The organism is Pseudomonas sp. fls2-241-R2A-110, assembly GCF_030209165.1.
GTDB lineage: Bacteria > Pseudomonadota > Gammaproteobacteria > Pseudomonadales > Pseudomonadaceae > Aquipseudomonas.
Window position 1 is genome coordinate 149,547 of sequence record NZ_JARVSN010000006.1, and the last position, 16,230, is coordinate 165,776.

The following is a 16,230-nucleotide window of genomic DNA, read 5'->3' on the forward strand; positions in this document are numbered from 1 at the left end:
TGCGGTATGAGTGATCGTCGAGTAGTGGTAACAGGCATGGGGCTGGTTTCTCCGCTGGGTAGCGGCGTTGAGGCCGTGTGGGAGCGTCTGTTGGCGGGGCGCTCCGGGTTGCGTCAGTTGCCTGACGAGGTGGTGGCAGATCTGCCGGCCAAGGTCGGTGGCGCAGTGCAGACGTTGGCGGAGGATCCCGAGGCGGGTTTCGACCCGGATCGTGCGACGCCGCCCAAAGAGCAGAAGAAGATGGACCGCTTCATCCTGTTTGCCATGGAAGCTGCGCGCCAGGCTTTGGAGCAAGCCGGCTGGCAAGCTCAGGATGCCAATGCCCAGGAGCGCACGGCCACGATCATCGGCTCGGGCGTCGGTGGTTTCGGTGCGATTGCCGATGCGGTTCGGACCACAGACAGCCGCGGCCCGCGACGTTTGTCGCCGTTCACCATTCCTTCATTTCTGGTCAACCTGGCGGCCGGCCATGTGTCGATCCAGCATGGATTCAAGGGGCCGTTGGGTGCTCCGGTGACGGCGTGTGCGGCCGGGGTCCAGGCGATTGGCGACGCGGCGCGGCTGATCCGGTGTGGTGAGGCGGACATCGCCGTGTGCGGTGGCGCGGAGGCCGCGATCGATCGCGTCAGTCTTGCCGGGTTCGCCGCGGCTCGCGCGTTGTCCAGCGGTTACAACGACACTCCGGAGCGCGCCTCAAGGCCGTTCGACAGTGGCCGTGATGGCTTTGTGATGGGCGAGGGCTCAGGCCTTCTGGTGATCGAATCACTGGAACATGCGCTGGCTCGCGGTGCTCAACCCTTGGCCGAACTGGTCGGTTACGGCACCACTGCGGACGCCTTTCACCTGACCGCTGGCCCTGAAGACGGCAGCGGTGCGCGTCGGGCAATGTCGTTGGCGTTGGCCCAGGCAGGCATTTCGGCTGCACAGGTTCAGCATCTCAACGCTCATGCCACCTCCACCCCGGTAGGCGACCTTGGAGAGTTGGCGGCAATCAAGTCGTTGTTTGGTTCGGACAACAAGATTGCGGTGACCTCGACCAAGTCGGCGACCGGGCATTTGCTTGGCGCAGCAGGCGGGATCGAGGCGATTTTTACCCTGTTGGCGATCCGCGATCAGATCGTTCCACCGACCCTCAACTTCGAAAACCCGGACCCGGCAGCGCAAGGCGTGGACATCGTCCACGGTCAGGCACGGCCGATGGCTATCGAGTATGCATTGTCCAACGGCTTCGGCTTTGGCGGTGTGAACGCCAGCGTGCTGTTCAAGCGCTGGGAGGGTTAAGCCAGAGGCTGTTTGAGAAACGCGCCGGTCACGTCGAGAATCCGCTGGGCCAGTTCCGGGTTCTCGACACTGCGCGACAGCAACAACGCCCCGACCAGGGCGGACATGATGAAGATGCTGCGATCAGCGGCGTCTTCGCCTTCAAGCGTACCTTGTACTTGTTCAAGCCTTGCGTGGAGCACCGCGTCGGACGTCGGGCTGGGTTGTCCGCGCAGTCCCAGTTCCGATGACATGGTCGGCAGCGGGCACCCTTCATGGGGTGAGGTCTGGTGCCATTGTGACAAGTAGGTGTCGATGAACGCTTCCAGCGGGCGTTCCTGAGCGAAAAGCTCGGCGCAGACAACGTCGCACTGCTCACCGGCAGCCTGCAGGGCTTTCTCCACCAACTCGTCCTTGGACTTGAAATGCGAGTAAAAGCCGCCGTGGGTCAATCCCAATGCTTTCATCAGCGGTTGCAGGCCGGTCGCGCCAATACCGTCACGGCGAAATCGTTCTGAAGCTTCTTTGATTATGCGCTGGTGTGTCTGGGCTTTATGGTCCTGCGAGTAACGCATCGTGTATCTCCGCAACAATGCGCCATATTAACCAATGGAAATGGGATGGTGACTGTACTTCTACTTCTAAAAAGCATGCAGATGCGTCGATCTTGGTCGAAGGGCGTTTCCAGTGGTGGCACGAATAGTGATTACTCATTAGCTGACGATTGTTGAACAATCCTGAGGCGATGAATATGAACAGTGGTATGTCGCTGGCCGACCACATCACATTTGAGTTACGCGCCGACATCATTGGCGGCCGTTTACTGCCTGGCATGGCGTTGGTGGAGAACGATCTGGTGTCCTCTTACAACGCGTCTCGCAACACGATTCGCGAGGCATTGCATCGCTTGGGGCAGGAAGGCCTGACCCGTTACGTGCGCAACAAGGGCGTTATGGTTCGCAGGCTGGGTGTCGACGACGTGCGGGACTTGTTCAACGTGCGTCGCACCCTCGAATTGCAAGCCATCAATGCCAGTCTGCCGCTGCGCAGCTATCAGTCCGATCGCATGCTCCAGGCCCTGGAAGCCACCGAGCTGGCCCGCGAGCGTGAGGACTGGCGCGCCGTCGGCACCCACAGCCTGGCCTTTCATCAACACATTGTCGGTTTGCTGCGCAGTCCGTTGTTCGATGAGTTTTTCACCAACATCGTTGCGCAACTGCGCCTGGTGTTTTGCTCCGCGCCGGATGAGTCACGGTTCCAGGCGCCCTGGCTGGCTCGAGACCGGCAGATCCATGACCTGCTGGCCGAGGGTGAAAAGCTCGCGGCGCAAGAGGCCATGAGCCTTTATCTCGACGATTCCGAACACCTCCTGTTGCAAATGCTTGCTCCTTCCCATCACTGATCGAGGATTCGTGCCATGTACAAAGACTATCCGGCGGCCTATCAAGTCAGCAAAGGCTCGGCCTTGCAGGTGGACACCGCCTTCTACGAACGGATCCGCGATGCGAAGGAAGGGCGCACGTTGATCGAGCAGTTCGAAGTGCCGATCCGTACTGGCCGTGCCTGGAACGTGCCGGCCGGGCACGTGTTTCGGGTGACCACGCCGGTCGGCCCGCAAGTGGGCGACTTCAATGTCTGGAATGCCAACGATCCGCGCGAGCGTCTGTGGGCGGCGCGGACCCGGCAGTTGCAAGGCGCGCACGTCAGCACCCATGACCGGCTCTGGTCGAACCTGCCGTTTTTACGGCCTCTGGTGACGATTACCGACGACAGCCTGGCCGGGTACGGCATCGATGAACATGGCGGTCGTTTGCACGATTTGCTCGGCACGCGCTGCGACCCCTACGTGAATAAAATGCTCACCGGCGAGGACTTCCATCATCACTGCCATTCCAACCTGACTCGCGCCGTGTTGCCCCATGGCTTGACCGAATTTGACGTGCATGACGTGCTGAACATTTTCCAGTGCACGGGCCTGAACCACGACGACATGTACTTCATGAAAGCCTGTCCGGCGCAGAAGGGTGATTACCTGGAGTTCTTTGCCGAGATCGACTTGCTGTGTGCGCTTTCAACCTGCCCGGGCGGTGACCTGTCGCTGGCCATGTGGGGGCCCGATGCGCAGGATCCGCTGAGCGTCTGTCGCCCGCTGGGGGTGGAGATTTATCGGTTGGAGGAATCTTTGCTCGAGGGCTGGAGCCAGCCTGAGCGTGCGGCTTACAAAGGCATGCACGGCTTGCACATCGCCAAGGCGGATTGGGAAAAGTAGCCACGCAAAACCCTGTCGTTCATTAAGAGCGACAGGGTTTTTGTTCAGCGGTCCTGCGCATCCTTGGCGTCCGCTTGTGCGTTTCGTTCCGCGACACGTTTACGTTGCTCTTCGGTCAGATCGACCTTGGTGGCGGTGTCGCGCAACATCATCAAACCGCCAACGATCGAGCCGATTGCAACGACCAGAATCAACCAGGCATACCAGGGCATAGGGCTCTCCTTGAGGGCAGGACAGTGGGCGGATTTCGCCAACCGATCGTGCATACCACTTTGAGCGATGGGCAATCGCAGTGGTTCCATTCTATGCCTGATATGAGTGCAGCCTGTGAGCTGTTTATAGCCCGGTCAGCATGGCGTCCGCTGGCGCATCGGCGCGCAGTTGCGCGGTGAGCATGAAGTACACGAAACCCACCGCCATGAAAGCGAGGAAAATCACCCCGATCAGTGCGTTGAACCACGCCATCGCCACCAGGCACACCACGGCCAGGACCAGCGCAATCATCGGCACCAACGGATAGCACGGCGCGCGGAAAGTGCGTTCCAGGTTCGGTTCGGTTTTACGCAACTTGAACAGGCTGAGCATGCTCATGATGTACATCACGATGGCGCCGAACACGGCCATGGTGATCATCGCCGCCGTCAGGGTCATGCCGCCGAGGTTGATCAAGCCGTCGCTGTAGATCGCCGCAATACCAATCACACCGCCGGCGATGATCGCCCGGTGCGGCGTCTGGAAGCGCGAAAGTTTGGCCAGGGACGTCGGCAGGTAACCGGCTCGGGCGAGGGCGAAGAACTGCCGCGAGTAGCCCAGGATGATCCCGTGGAAACTCGCCACCAGGCCGAACAGGCCGATCCAGACCAGCATGTGCAACCAGCCCGAACTGTCGCCGACCACGGTCTTCATGGCTTGTGGCAGCGGGTCGTTGATGTTCGACAGGGTGCGCCAGTCACCGACGCCACCAGCAAAGAACATCACGCCCATCGCCAGCAACACCAAGGTCAGAATGCCGCTGATGTAGGCCTTGGGAATTGTGCGCTTGGGGTCCTTGGCTTCTTCGGCGGCCATCGCTGCGCCTTCGATTGCCAGGAAGAACCAGATGGCAAACGGAATCGCCGCGAACATCCCGGCAATTGCCGGCGCCCCGAACACGTCGGAACCGGCCCAGCCATTGAGCGCGAAGTTGCTGAAGCTGAACGCCGGAGCGACCACTCCCATGAACACCAGTAACTCGGCGACGGCCAGTACGCAGACCACCAATTCGAAGGTTGCCGCCAGTTTCACCCCCAGAATGTTCAATCCCATGAACACGATGTAAGCGCCGACCGCTGCGTGTTTTGGGTCGAGGGCCGGGAATTGCACATTAAGGTAAGCGCCGATGGCCAAGGCAATCGCCGGCGGCGCGAAGACGAACTCGATCAGGGTCGCCAGCCCGGCTATCAATCCACCTTTTTCGCCAAAGGCGCGGCGGCTGTAGGCAAAGGGACCGCCCGCGTGAGGAATCGCGGTGGTCAATTCGGTGAAACTGAAGATGAAGCAGGTGTACATCGTCGCGACCATAAACGAGGTCACCAGAAAACCCAGTGTCCCGGCCACGCCCCAGCCGTAACTCCAACCGAAGTATTCACCGGAAATCACCAGCCCGACGGCGATGCCCCACAAGTGCAATGTGCCGAGTGTGGGTTTGAGTTGTGTGTTCATGCGTTTGCTCCCTGAACGGTTTGGAAAGCGTCGGGAGGGAGCGTTAGCAGCGGGCGTGCCAGTATTCAGATAGCAGTCGTAAAGCGCAAAAAGGTGTCGTATCGGGGATTTTCGACGCTGGATGTGCACATTTTTGTGCGCCAGTTGAGGGCAGGGTTGTCAGTTGTGCCGCCATCGCGAGCAAGCTCGCTCCCACAGTGATATGCGTACACCGTTCACCTGTGGGAGCGAGCTTGCTCGCGATGAGGCCCGCCCAAACAACGCTGTAATAAAGGCATAAACCCACTCTTTACGCTTTCTTTATGCCCAGCCAACCCCCTCGGTCTCGTTCCTTTACAGCCTCCCTGCCGACAATGACTCCACACGCGGCAATACGCCGTAACACGGAGAACTTCCATGAGCGTTCTGGACGGGGTGTCACTGCTATTGGCAGTGGGGCTGTTCATTTATCTGTTGGTTGCGCTGTTGCGCGCGGACCGGAACTAGGAGCGGCTATGCACAGTTATGACTATTGGCTGATCCTCGCCTTCTTCGCCCTGGTGCTGATCCCGGCACCGTTTCTGGGGCGGTTCTACTACAAGGTCATGGAAGGTCAGCGCACTTGGCTGTCGCCCATCCTGGGACCTGTCGAGCGCGGTTGTTATCGGGTTGCCGGCGTCGATCCGCAGGCCGAACAGAGCTGGCAGAAGTACACGCTGGCCTTGCTCGCCTTCAACCTCGCAGGCTTCTTGCTGTTGTTCGCGATTCTGCTGTTTCAGGATCACCTGCCACTGAACCCGCAAAATCTGCCGGGCCAAGAGTGGACGCTGGCGTTCAACACCGCCGTCAGCTTCATGACTAACACCAACTGGCAGGCCTACAGCGGTGAAGCGTCGCTGAGCTACCTGAGCCAGATGGTCGGCCTCACCGTGCAGAACTTCGTCAGCGCCGCCACCGGCCTGGCAGTATTGGTTGCGCTGTGTCGCGGGATCGGTCGCAAGTCGACCAAGACCCTGGGTAACTTCTGGGTCGACATGACCCGCGCCACCCTTTATGGCTTGCTGCCGCTGTGCCTGCTGCTGGCGTTGTACCTGGTCTGGCAGGGCGTACCGCAAACCTTCGCGCAGTACGTGAATGCCGTGACGATGCAAGGTGTCGACCAAGTCATCCCGCTCGGCCCGGCCGCCAGCCAGATTGCGATCAAGCAACTGGGCACCAATGGCGGTGGCTTCTTCGGCGTCAACTCGGCGCACCCGTTCGAGAACCCGACGGCGTGGAGCAACCTGTTCGAGATGGCCTCGATCATCTTGATCCCGGTCGCCCTGGTGTTCACCTTCGGCCATTACGTGAAAGACCTGCGTCAGAGCCGCGCGATCATCGCCTGCATGCTGGCGCTGTTCCTGATCGGCGGCGCGACTTCGCTGTGGGCCGAGTACCAACCGAACCCGACCCTGAACAACGTCGCCGTCGAACAGACCGCGCCGCTGGAAGGCAAGGAAGCGCGCTTCGGCACCACCGCCACCGTGCTGTGGTCGGTGACCACCACGGCGGCGTCCAACGGTTCGGTCAACGGCATGCACGACAGCCTCAACCCGCTGAGCGGGATGGTCGCGATGGTCAACATGATGGTCGGCGAAGTGATCTTCGGCGGCGTCGGTGCCGGGCTCTACGGCATGTTGCTCAACGTGCTGATCGCCGTGTTCCTCGCCGGCCTGATGATCGGCCGCACCCCGGAATACCTCGGCAAGAAACTCCAGGCCAGGGAAGTGCAACTGCTGGTGGTGACCTTGCTGGTAATGCCAGTCGGCGTGCTGGTGCTGGGCGCGATTGCCGCGAGCCTGCCAGGTCCGGTCGCGGCGGTGAGTAACCCCGGCGCACACGGTTTCAGTCAGTTGCTCTATGCCTACACCTCGGCCAGTGCCAACAACGGTTCGGCGTTCGGCGGCTTTGGTGCCAACACCGCGTTCCACAACCTGATGCTGGGTCTTGGCATGTTGATCGGTCGCTTCGGTTACATCCTCCCGGTACTGGCGTTGGCCGGCAGCCTGGCGATGAAGAAGACCGCGCCAATCGGTCAGAACAGCTTCCCGACCCATGGCCCGCTGTTCGTGACTTTGTTGACCGTGACCATTTTGCTGGTGGGTGGTTTGACCTTCCTGCCCACATTGGCGTTGGGTCCGATTGCTGAACATCTGAGCATGGGATTCTGAGGACTAGATGATGAATATGCCCGTAACCAAAACCGCCACCGTCAAAACGCCGGAACAACCCAAAACCGCGATCTCGGCCCTGTGGCGTCCTGCGCTGGTGCAAGCCTTCGTCAAGCTCGACCCTCGGCAGTTGCAGCGTGCGCCGGTGATGCTGGTGGTCGAACTGACCGCGATCCTGACCACCGTGCTGTGCTTCATTCCCGACAGCGCCGTGCCGACCTTCGTCGCCGCGCAAATCGCGCTGTGGTTGTGGTTCACCGTGCTCTTTGCCAACTTCGCCGAAGCCTTGGCCGAAGGACGCGGCAAGGCCCGCGCCGACAGCCTCAAAGCCGGCAGCGAAGGCTTGAGCGCGCGTCGCAAAACCAGCAACGGCAGCTTTCAGGTGGTGCCGGCCACCAGCCTGCGTAAAGGCGATGTGGTGCGTGTCGAAGCGGGGGAAATGATCCCCGGCGACGGCGAGGTGATCGAGGGTATCGCGGCGGTCAACGAAGCGGCGATTACCGGTGAATCGGCGCCGGTGATCCGCGAATCCGGTGGCGACCGTTCTGCCGTTACCGGCAACACCCGGCTGGTGTCCGACTGGCTGCTGGTGCGCATCACCGCCAACCCCGGCGAGTCGACACTGGACCGCATGATTGCGTTGGTCGAAGGTGCCAAACGGCAGAAAACCCCGAACGAAGTTGCGCTCGACATCCTGCTGATCGGCCTGACCCTGATCTTCCTGTTGGTGGTCGTGACCCTTCAACCGTTCGCCCACTTTGCCAACGGCAACCTGCCGCTGGTGTTCCTGGTGGCGTTATTGGTCACGCTGATTCCAACCACGATTGGCGGTTTGCTGTCGGCCATCGGGATCGCCGGGATGGACCGTCTGGTGCGCCTGAACGTGATCGCCAAATCCGGTCGCGCGGTGGAAGCGGCGGGGGACGTACACGTCCTGCTGCTGGACAAGACCGGCACCATCACCTTCGGTAACCGTCGTTGCACAGCGGTTCATCCGGCGCCGGGCGTCACCGCCAAGGAACTGGCCGAAGGTGCGTTGTTTGCCTCGTTGGCCGATGACACCGCCGAAGGCAAGTCCATCGTCGAATACCTGCGTGGGATTCACCCGCAACCTGAACCAGCCGCGGATGTGTTGACCGCTGTGCCGTTCAGTGCTGAAACCCGCCTCTCTGGTGTCGACTATCAGGGCCGCGTGTATCGCAAGGGCGCGGTGGATTCACTGCTGGCGTTCGTCGGCCTGAAACGCGCTGACATGGCGCCAGCCCTGTCGCGGGAAATCGACAAGATCGCCCAGAGCGGCGGCACGCCGTTGCTGGTCTGCGCGGAGGGTAAATTGCTCGGCGCGATCCACCTCAAGGACGTGGTCAAACCCGGCATTCGCGAGCGTTTCGCCGAGCTGCGCAAACTGGGGATTCGCACGGTCATGGTCACCGGCGACAACCCGCTGACCGCCGCTGCGATTGCTGCCGAAGCGGGCGTCGATGACGTGCTGGCCGAAGCCACGCCGGAGAAAAAACTGGCGCGCATTCGTCATGAACAGAACGACGGTCGCCTGGTCGCCATGTGCGGCGACGGCGCCAACGACGCACCGGCCCTGGCCCAGGCGGACGTGGGCATGGCAATGAACGACGGGACCCAGGCGGCGCGCGAGGCGGCGAACATGGTCGACCTCGACAGCGATCCGACCAAGCTGCTGGACGTGGTGCAGATCGGCAAGGAATTGCTGGTGACCCGCGGTGCGCTGACGACCTTTTCCATCGCCAACGACGTGGCCAAATACTTCGCGATCCTGCCGGCGCTGTTCGCCTCGATCTACCCGCAACTGGGCGTGTTGAACGTCATGCATCTGACCAGTCCGCAGAGCGCGATCCTGTCGGCCATTGTGTTCAACGCCTTGATCATTGTGGTCTTGATTCCACTGGCGCTGCGTGGTGTGCGGGTGCAGGCGGCAAGTGCGGCGGCGCTGTTGCGACGCAATCTGCTGATCTATGGCCTGGGCGGGATTCTGGTGCCGTTCGTGGGCATCAAGGCTATCGACATGCTGTTGACGGCGTTGCATCTGGTTTGACCCCGAATGGCGGTGTGTCAGACGCGCCGCCTTCGCGAGCAAGCCCGCTCCCACAGGGGAATGCATTTCAAATGTGGGAGCGGGCTTGCTCGCGAAGGACTCGACACGGTCCACCAGAATGAACGCGGCACTTGTTTTTTTGAATTCGAGGAGTTTGAAATGTCCACAATGATACGTCCGGCCTTGAGCCTGCTGGTCCTGATGACCCTGATTACCGGCGTCGCCTACCCATTGGTCGTCACCGGTGTCGCCCAGGTCGCCTTCCCGGATCAGGCCAATGGCAGCCTGGTGCGCGACGCCGACGGCAAAGTCCGCGGCTCGTCACTGATCGCCCAGGATTTTGTCGGTGACGCCTGGTTCCATCCACGGCCATCGGCCGGTGCCTTTGCCACGGTGTCGAGCAGCGCGAGCAACCTTTCGCCGAGCAACCCGGCCCTGGCCACTCGGGTGATCGACGATGCCAATAAACTGCTGGTACCAGGCCAGGGGCCGGTGCCATTGGCGATGCTGACCACCTCCGGCAGCGGCCTCGATCCGCACTTGCCTCCGGCGGCGATTGCCTATCAACTGGCGCGTGTCGCGGCGGCGCGTAATCTGCCGGTGACGACGCTTCAGCAATTGCTGGATGCGCACACCGAGCAGCCGCTCGTTGGTCCGCCGGTGGTGAATGTGCTGGCGTTGAACATGGCGCTGGAAAAACTGTAAATCTGTGATGCCGCCAATCGCGGGCAAGCCCGCTCCCACAGGAGGTGATGGTGGATGCAAGATTTGTGACCACCCTAGACTCCCTGTGGGAGCGGGCTTGCCCGCGAAGAGGCCCCGACAGTCGCTGCATCAACATCAGAATGAGAGAGAGCTTCAAGCATGAGTGACTCCGGCCGCGCCGATGCGTTGTTAGCAGACCTGCCCCGCGATGGTCGTGGCCGGCTCAAGGTTTTCCTCGGTGCCGCGCCCGGCGTTGGCAAGACCTACGCCATGCTGCAAGCGGCCCATGCGCAAATGCGCCAGGGCGTGAAAGTCATCGCCGGCGTGGTCGAAACCCACGGTCGCGCCGAGACCGAGGCGCTGCTTGGCGGTTTGCCGCAACAGCCCTTGGTACGCTCGGAATACCGTGGCGTGATGCTCGAAGAAATGGACCTCGACGGACTGCTCGCAGCCAAGCCGAAACTGGTGCTGGTCGACGAACTGGCCCACACCAATGCTCCCGGCAGCCGTCACACCAAACGCTGGCAAGACATCCAGGAACTGCTCGCTGCCGGCATCGACGTGTTCACCACGGTCAACGTTCAGCACCTGGAGAGCCTCAACGATCAAGTGCGCGGCATCACCGGCGTGCAGGTTCGTGAAACCCTGCCGGACTGGGTGCTGCAGGAAGCCTACGAACTGCTGCTGATCGACCTGCCGCCGCGCGAGCTGCTCGAGCGTCTGCGCGACGGTAAAGTCTACGTGCCGGAGCAGGCGCGGGCGGCCATCGATGCCTTCTTCACCCAGACCAACCTCACCGCCCTGCGCGAACTGGCGATGCAAACCGCTGCCGCCCAGGTCGACGATGACCTGGCCCAGGGTTATCGGCAACTCGGTCAGGACGCGCCGGCGGTGCGCGGTCGCTTGTTGGTGGGCGTCGATGGCGATGCCCAGGCCGAGCGCCTGGTGCGTCACGCCAGCCGCGTAGCCCAGCGTCGACACCTGCCGTGGAGCCTGGTGCATGTAGACAACGGCCGCGTGCGTGACGAGCAATCGCGCTTGCGCCTGCAAAGCGCCCAGCAGTTGGCCGAGCGCCTGGGGGGCGAAGTGGTGTTGCTGCGCGCTGGCGAAGTCGCCAAGACGCTGATCCAGCACGCCGCCGAACGCCGCGCCAGTCTGGTGTTGGTCGGCCAATCCCGCCCGCGGCTGCGCCGTCGTTTGTTCGGCGGCGGGTTGGCGTCACGCTTGCTGCGTGATGCGCGCGGGTTGGAAATCAACGTGCTTGACAGTGATCACGAACCGCATCAGCCGCGTCAGCGTGCGTCGCAGTCGCTGGTCTGGTTCGACTACGTGCTGGCGGTGGTGGCGACGGTGTTGGCCAGTGGTTTGGCCTGGGCCGTGGCGAGTGTCCTGCCGTTGCCGAATATCTCGCTGGTGTTCCTCGCCGCGGTGTTGCTGGTCGCGGTGCGCAGCAGTCTCGGCCCGGCACTGGCCTGTGCGGCGCTGTCGTTTCTGACCTACGACTTTTTGTTCATCCCGCCGAATTTTTCCTTCCGCATCCAGCGCGAAGAAGATGTGCTGACCTTGCTGTTCTTCCTGCTGATGGCGGCCCTCACCGGTAACCTGGCGGCACGTCAGCGACGGCAATTGCAGGCGTTGCGCGACACCCAGGAAGAGACCACCGAACTGCTCGACCTGTCGCGCAAACTGACCGCCGCCACCGACCGCCAGGCTGTGGTCAGTGCCGCTGCCCAGCACCTGAATGGCTGGAGTGATCTGAAATTGTGCCTGCTCAATCGGGACGGCCAGGGCGGCTGGAAAGTCGAAACCGGTGGCCCGCTGGAGTTCTCCGAAGCCGAACGCGCCGCTGCCGATTGGGCCTGGCAACATGACCAGCCGGCGGGGGCGGGCACCGGCACGCTGCCGTTCGGACGTTGGTGGTGGTGGCCGCTGTCGGTGGAAGACGGGCCGCTGGCGCTGCTCGGCGTGTGCGCCAAAGAGGGCCAGACCCTGAGCGGGCAGCGGCGGCGGTTGTTGACCGCGTTGAGCCAGCCGCTGGCTCAGGCCCTGGCCCGTGCGCAATTGGCTGAAGACCTGGAAGCGGCGCGTCTGCACGGCGAAACCGAACAGCTGCGCAGTGCGCTGCTGGCGTCGGTGTCCCACGATTTACGCACGCCGCTGACCTCCATGCGCGGCAGCATCGACAGCCTGCTGGCCCTCGGCGAAGCGATTCCGCTGGAGGATCGCCGCGAACTGCTTGAAGGCACCCGCGATGAGGCCGAACGTCTCGATCGCTACATTCAAAACCTGCTGGACATGACGCGCCTCGGTCACGGCGCCCTGAAGCTGGCGCGGGACTGGGTATCGCCGGCCGACATTGTTGGCAGTTCGCTCAATCGCCTGCGTGCGGTGCTGGCGCCGTTGCAGGTCAGCACCGAAGTGCCGCCCGAATTGCCGCTGCTCTTTGTGCATGCCGCGCTCATTGAGCAGGCGTTGGTCAACGTACTGGAAAACGCCGCGCGATTTTCCCCGGCCCATGGGCGTGTGCAATTGCGTGCCGGGGTCGATGACAACGAGCTGTTTTTCTCGGTGAGCGATGAAGGTCCGGGGATTCCGCAAGAGGAACGGGCCAAGATTTTCGACATGTTCTACACCGCCGCCCGAGGTGATCGGGGCGGGCAGGGCACCGGGCTGGGGCTGGCGATCTGTCAGGGGATGGTCGGGGCGCATGGCGGGCGGATCAGCGTCGCCGATGGCATCGAAGGGCGAGGCACCTGCATCACGCTGCACCTGCCTTTGCAGGATCAGCCAGACGCTGAAATTGAGCGTTGAAAGTGAAGCCTGATACCCTCTGGACATCTTTATGCTGCGATCCGAAACCATGAGCCAGACCGCGACCATTTTGGTCATCGATGACGAACCGCAGATCCGCAAATTCCTGCGCATCAGCCTCGCTTCCCAGGGCTACAAGGTCCTGGAGGCCGGCACCGGCAGCGAAGGCCTGGCGCAGGCGGCGTTGAACAAACCCGATTTGCTGGTGCTCGACCTCGGCCTGCCGGACATGGACGGCCAGCAAGTACTGCGCGAGTTTCGCGAATGGTCGACGGTGCCGGTGCTGGTGCTCTCGGTGCGCGCCAGCGAAGGGCAGAAAGTCCAGGCACTGGATGGCGGCGCCAATGACTACGTGACCAAACCGTTTGGTATCCAGGAGTTCCTCGCCCGGGTGCGCGCCTTGTTGCGCCAGGCCCCGAACGGCGAGGTTCAACAAGCGGCGCTGACGTTCGGCCCATTGACCGTGGACCTGGCGTATCGCCGGGTACTGCTCGACGGCAACGAGGTCGCGTTGACCCGCAAGGAATACGCGGTGCTGGCGCAACTGGCGCGGCATCCGGGAAGGGTGATCACGCAGCAGCAATTGCTAAAGGATATCTGGGGGCCGACTCACACCGATGACAGTCATTATCTAAGGATTGTGGTGGGGCATTTGCGGCAGAAACTGGCGGACGATCCGACCCAGCCGCGGTTTATCGTGACCGAGGCGGGGGTTGGGTATCGGCTGCTTGATACGTGATCGTTCCCACGCTCTGCGTGGGAATGCAGCCCGGGACGCTCCGCGTCCCAGAAGCGGACGCAGAGCGTCCATTGAGGCATTCCCACGCAGAGCGTGGGAACGATCATCAAACCTCAGGAATCGCGCTCGTTCTCATACCGGTCCAGCGTGTCCCGCGCGATTTCCCGCCCCAGCGCGATAAGCTCCGGCGCCTTGTAAAACTCGAAAAACCGGCATACCCGCTTCGGCACGTTGATCAGGATGTCCGGTGGATAACCGGCAATCTTGTATTGCGCCAACGACGTTTGCATTACCTCGAAACTCTGGTTGATCAAGTCCAGCAAGGAGGCCGGTCCGACGTTGTCGATGATGAACGAGCCGGTGGCGGACTTTGGTGCACCGTCGCGTTCCGGGGCGGCGGCCGGCTGTTGGGCTTCGGGTTCGGCGGATTCGATCCAGGGGTTGATCTCGGCCGCTTCCGCCATCAGCGCTTCCTTTTCCAGCAGCAGCAATTGTTCTGCCTGTTTGCGCCGGAACGGTAATTTTGACCCCAGGGAACTGATCAGGCTGTCGAAACGGGTCTTGAACGCGGCGGGGCGCTGGATCACCGGCAGTTGATAGTGGCGCTGGTTGGTGGAGTTGAGGTTGACGGCGATGATCAGGTCGCAATGGCTCGACACCACGGGCACGATCGGCAAAGGGTTGAGAATGCCACCGTCCACCAGCATCCGGTTGCCTTGCATCACGGGTGTAAACAGGCTGGGAATCGCCGCCGAGGCGCGCATGGCCTGGTGCAGGCAACCTTCCTGGAACCAGATTTCCTGCTGGTTGGTCAGGTCGGTGGCCACCGCCGTGTAGGGGATGCGCAGGTCTTCGATATTGATTTCACCAACGATCTTGCGGATCTGCCCGAAGACCTTTTCCCCACGAATCGCCCCCAAACGAAAACTGACGTCCACCAGACGCAGGACATCGAGGTAGTCCAGGCTCTCGATCCAGTTGCGATAATCGTCGAGTTTGCCGGCGGCGTAGATTCCACCGACCACCGCGCCCATCGAACAACCGGCGATGCAGGCGATGTCATAACCACGCCGTTCAATCTCTTCGATGACCCCGATATGGGCATAACCCCGTGCTCCACCCGAGCCCAATACCAGCGCGACACGCTTTTTCATGAATCGCCCTCGTCTGACAAGGTTCAACAATGCACCCATCGAGGGGCGCGCTTCAATCGCCAAGGTCGCTCGATCGGCCGAGGGTGTCGTTTTTTCGACACTGCTGGGCGGCACATGGGTATTCTCACGAGCGCTATAGTTTCCCGAGGCGATCAAAGGCACTTTTCACGCGCCGGACCGTCTTACCTGCACGACTGTTCCCCTGACATGAGGTGTTATTGATGAAAGCCTGGATATGTGTGCCCTTGATCGCTCTGGCGCTGGCCGGTTGCGCGGGCAAAACGGCGTACCGCGATACCTGCGGTAGTCAGATCGATGCCGCCTGGCATGAGCTGGACCTGGCCAAGGCTGAAGGTTTTGCAGGGACTGTCAGTTACTCCAAAGCCTTGTCGCTGCTGACCGGTGCCAAGACCCAGCAGCAGTTTGAAGCCTATGAAGGCTGCGCCAGCAAAGCCGAGAAGGCTCGTTTCTACATTCGCGAGTCGCGCGCCGGTCGTTGAGGCATGATGTAGGCGTCAGCGTCCATTCGATTTCAAGGAGCTAGCGATGTCCGCGATGGTTGACCGATTGGTTGCACAGGTTCTGGGGCTGGAGGTTCGCTTGCTGGCCTGTCAGGCGCGCTTGAGTGCCCGTACCGACCCCGAAGCATTGCACGACCTGCGCACCACGGTTCGCCGTCTACGCAGCCTGTTGCGGCCGTTGGGCGGTCTTCCTGGCGTCGAGCAGGTGGAAGCGGCAGCGTCCCGCGTGGGCGAGCTGACCACGCCGTTGCGTGATCGCGAAGTGCTGGCGGCGTACCTGCTCCAGCACGATCAACCCGAGGCCGCGCAACGGCGCATGGTGCAGATGGCGGAGGCCTACCCGGCGGTGGCGGGCAGTCCCGAGTTGGCGCATTTGTTGATGATCCTTGACGCGTTTCCGCGTTTTTTGCGGGCTTCACAGCGCCAGGGCTTACTCAAGAGTTTGCGCAAACGCATCGAAAAGCGCCTGGCCAAGCAGTGGAAAAAGCTCGACGTCGCACTGCACGATCCCGCGCACGACCGCCATCGCCTGCGACTTCTGATCAAACGCGTGCGCTATGGCATCGAAGCTTATCCCGAGCTTGATCGCCTGCCGAAGGCGGCGTTGCCGCGTCTGAAGTCGGCGCAGGGGGCATTGGGAGATTGGCATGATTGCTTCCAATGGCTGGCCAGGGCCGAACAGGAAGCCGATTTGCGGCCCTGCGTCGCGGCCTGGAAAACCACCATGACCAACGCCGAAGAGCGTGCCGACCGCGTCCTCGACAAACTCAGCGCTACTTGCTTCAAATCCTGAAACCACCTCATTACCCTGTG

Annotated in this window: 15 protein-coding genes; 11 read left to right on the top strand and 4 right to left on the bottom strand. The window is 61.8% G+C overall.

The genetic code is table 11. The features are described 5' to 3' along the window. Nucleotides 1–6 precede the first annotated feature (6 nt). Nucleotides 7–1,281: a beta-ketoacyl-ACP synthase II gene (gene fabF / locus QRN31_RS04820; protein ID WP_222587904.1), complete on the top strand. Its 1,275-nt coding sequence runs from the start codon at nucleotides 7–9 to the stop codon at nucleotides 1,279–1,281. Here fabF and QRN31_RS04825 read toward each other — a convergent pair. Continuing rightward, entirely contained in the window at nucleotides 1,278–1,835 is a 558-nt protein-coding gene (locus QRN31_RS04825; protein WP_285430521.1) for a TetR/AcrR family transcriptional regulator, read from the bottom strand. The two genes, fabF and QRN31_RS04825, sit on opposite strands and share 4 nt — an antisense overlap. Nucleotides 1,836–2,011: 176 nt before the next feature. On the opposite strand from QRN31_RS04825, the gene QRN31_RS04830 reads away from it, so the two are divergent. Together QRN31_RS04830 and QRN31_RS04835 are read left to right on the top strand one after the other, a co-directional pair. Further along, the gene (locus tag QRN31_RS04830; protein WP_285430522.1) at nucleotides 2,012–2,662 is read left to right on the top strand and encodes a GntR family transcriptional regulator; all 651 of its coding nucleotides are present in this window, start codon (nucleotides 2,012–2,014) and stop codon (nucleotides 2,660–2,662) included. A 15-nt stretch (nucleotides 2,663–2,677) separates the two neighbouring features. Then, nucleotides 2,678–3,529 (top strand): urea carboxylase-associated family protein, encoded by an 852-nt coding sequence (locus QRN31_RS04835; RefSeq protein ID WP_285430523.1) that lies wholly within the window; start codon nucleotides 2,678–2,680, stop codon nucleotides 3,527–3,529. 44 nt (nucleotides 3,530–3,573) lie between these two features. Here QRN31_RS04835 and QRN31_RS04840 read toward each other — a convergent pair whose 3' ends face one another. After that, nucleotides 3,574–3,741 (bottom strand): DUF2897 family protein, encoded by a 168-nt coding sequence (locus QRN31_RS04840; RefSeq protein WP_090186501.1) that lies wholly within the window; start codon nucleotides 3,739–3,741, stop codon nucleotides 3,574–3,576. 124 nt (nucleotides 3,742–3,865) lie between these two features. After that, a complete protein-coding gene (eat, locus tag QRN31_RS04845) occupies nucleotides 3,866–5,230 on the bottom strand; it encodes an ethanolamine permease (protein WP_285430524.1) in 1,365 nt (454 codons plus the stop codon). 396 nt (nucleotides 5,231–5,626) lie between these two features. Here eat and kdpF point away from each other — a divergent pair, with 396 nt between their 5' ends. The 6 genes from kdpF to QRN31_RS04875 all read left to right on the top strand — a co-directional run bounded on the left by kdpF (nucleotide 5,627) and on the right by QRN31_RS04875 (nucleotide 13,742). Next, on the top strand, nucleotides 5,627–5,716 hold the full coding sequence (kdpF, locus tag QRN31_RS04850; protein WP_007899818.1) for a K(+)-transporting ATPase subunit F: 90 nt from the start codon (nucleotides 5,627–5,629) through the stop codon (nucleotides 5,714–5,716). A gap of 8 nt (nucleotides 5,717–5,724) precedes the next feature. Next, the gene (gene kdpA, locus QRN31_RS04855) at nucleotides 5,725–7,419 is read left to right on the top strand and encodes a potassium-transporting ATPase subunit KdpA (protein ID WP_285430525.1); all 1,695 of its coding nucleotides are present in this window, start codon (nucleotides 5,725–5,727) and stop codon (nucleotides 7,417–7,419) included. Between the two features lie 10 nt (nucleotides 7,420–7,429). Continuing rightward, the gene (gene kdpB, locus QRN31_RS04860) at nucleotides 7,430–9,487 is read left to right on the top strand and encodes a potassium-transporting ATPase subunit KdpB (protein WP_285430526.1); all 2,058 of its coding nucleotides are present in this window, start codon (nucleotides 7,430–7,432) and stop codon (nucleotides 9,485–9,487) included. Between the two features lie 159 nt (nucleotides 9,488–9,646). After that, nucleotides 9,647–10,192: a potassium-transporting ATPase subunit KdpC gene (gene kdpC / locus QRN31_RS04865; RefSeq protein ID WP_285430527.1), complete on the top strand. Its 546-nt coding sequence runs from the start codon at nucleotides 9,647–9,649 to the stop codon at nucleotides 10,190–10,192. Between the two features lie 159 nt (nucleotides 10,193–10,351). Next, complete coding sequence (locus QRN31_RS04870) at nucleotides 10,352–13,003, top strand: DUF4118 domain-containing protein (protein WP_285430528.1); 2,652 nt, start codon at nucleotides 10,352–10,354, stop codon at nucleotides 13,001–13,003. A 49-nt stretch (nucleotides 13,004–13,052) separates the two neighbouring features. After that, complete coding sequence (locus QRN31_RS04875) at nucleotides 13,053–13,742, top strand: response regulator (RefSeq protein ID WP_285430665.1); 690 nt, start codon at nucleotides 13,053–13,055, stop codon at nucleotides 13,740–13,742. A 113-nt stretch (nucleotides 13,743–13,855) separates the two neighbouring features. Here QRN31_RS04875 and QRN31_RS04880 read toward each other — a convergent pair whose 3' ends face one another. Then, nucleotides 13,856–14,896 carry a patatin-like phospholipase family protein gene (locus tag QRN31_RS04880; protein ID WP_222587895.1) on the bottom strand — a complete coding sequence of 347 codons (1,041 nt, stop codon included), beginning with the start codon at nucleotides 14,894–14,896 and terminating at the stop codon, nucleotides 13,856–13,858. A 221-nt stretch (nucleotides 14,897–15,117) separates the two neighbouring features. Between QRN31_RS04880 and QRN31_RS04885 the strand changes: the two genes are divergently transcribed. Then, nucleotides 15,118–15,396 carry a hypothetical protein gene (locus tag QRN31_RS04885; RefSeq protein ID WP_090186485.1) on the top strand — a complete coding sequence of 93 codons (279 nt, stop codon included), beginning with the start codon at nucleotides 15,118–15,120 and terminating at the stop codon, nucleotides 15,394–15,396. Nucleotides 15,397–15,442: 46 nt separating this feature from the next. After that, complete coding sequence (locus QRN31_RS04890; protein ID WP_285430529.1) at nucleotides 15,443–16,210, top strand: CHAD domain-containing protein; 768 nt, start codon at nucleotides 15,443–15,445, stop codon at nucleotides 16,208–16,210. Nucleotides 16,211–16,230 lie beyond the last annotated feature (20 nt).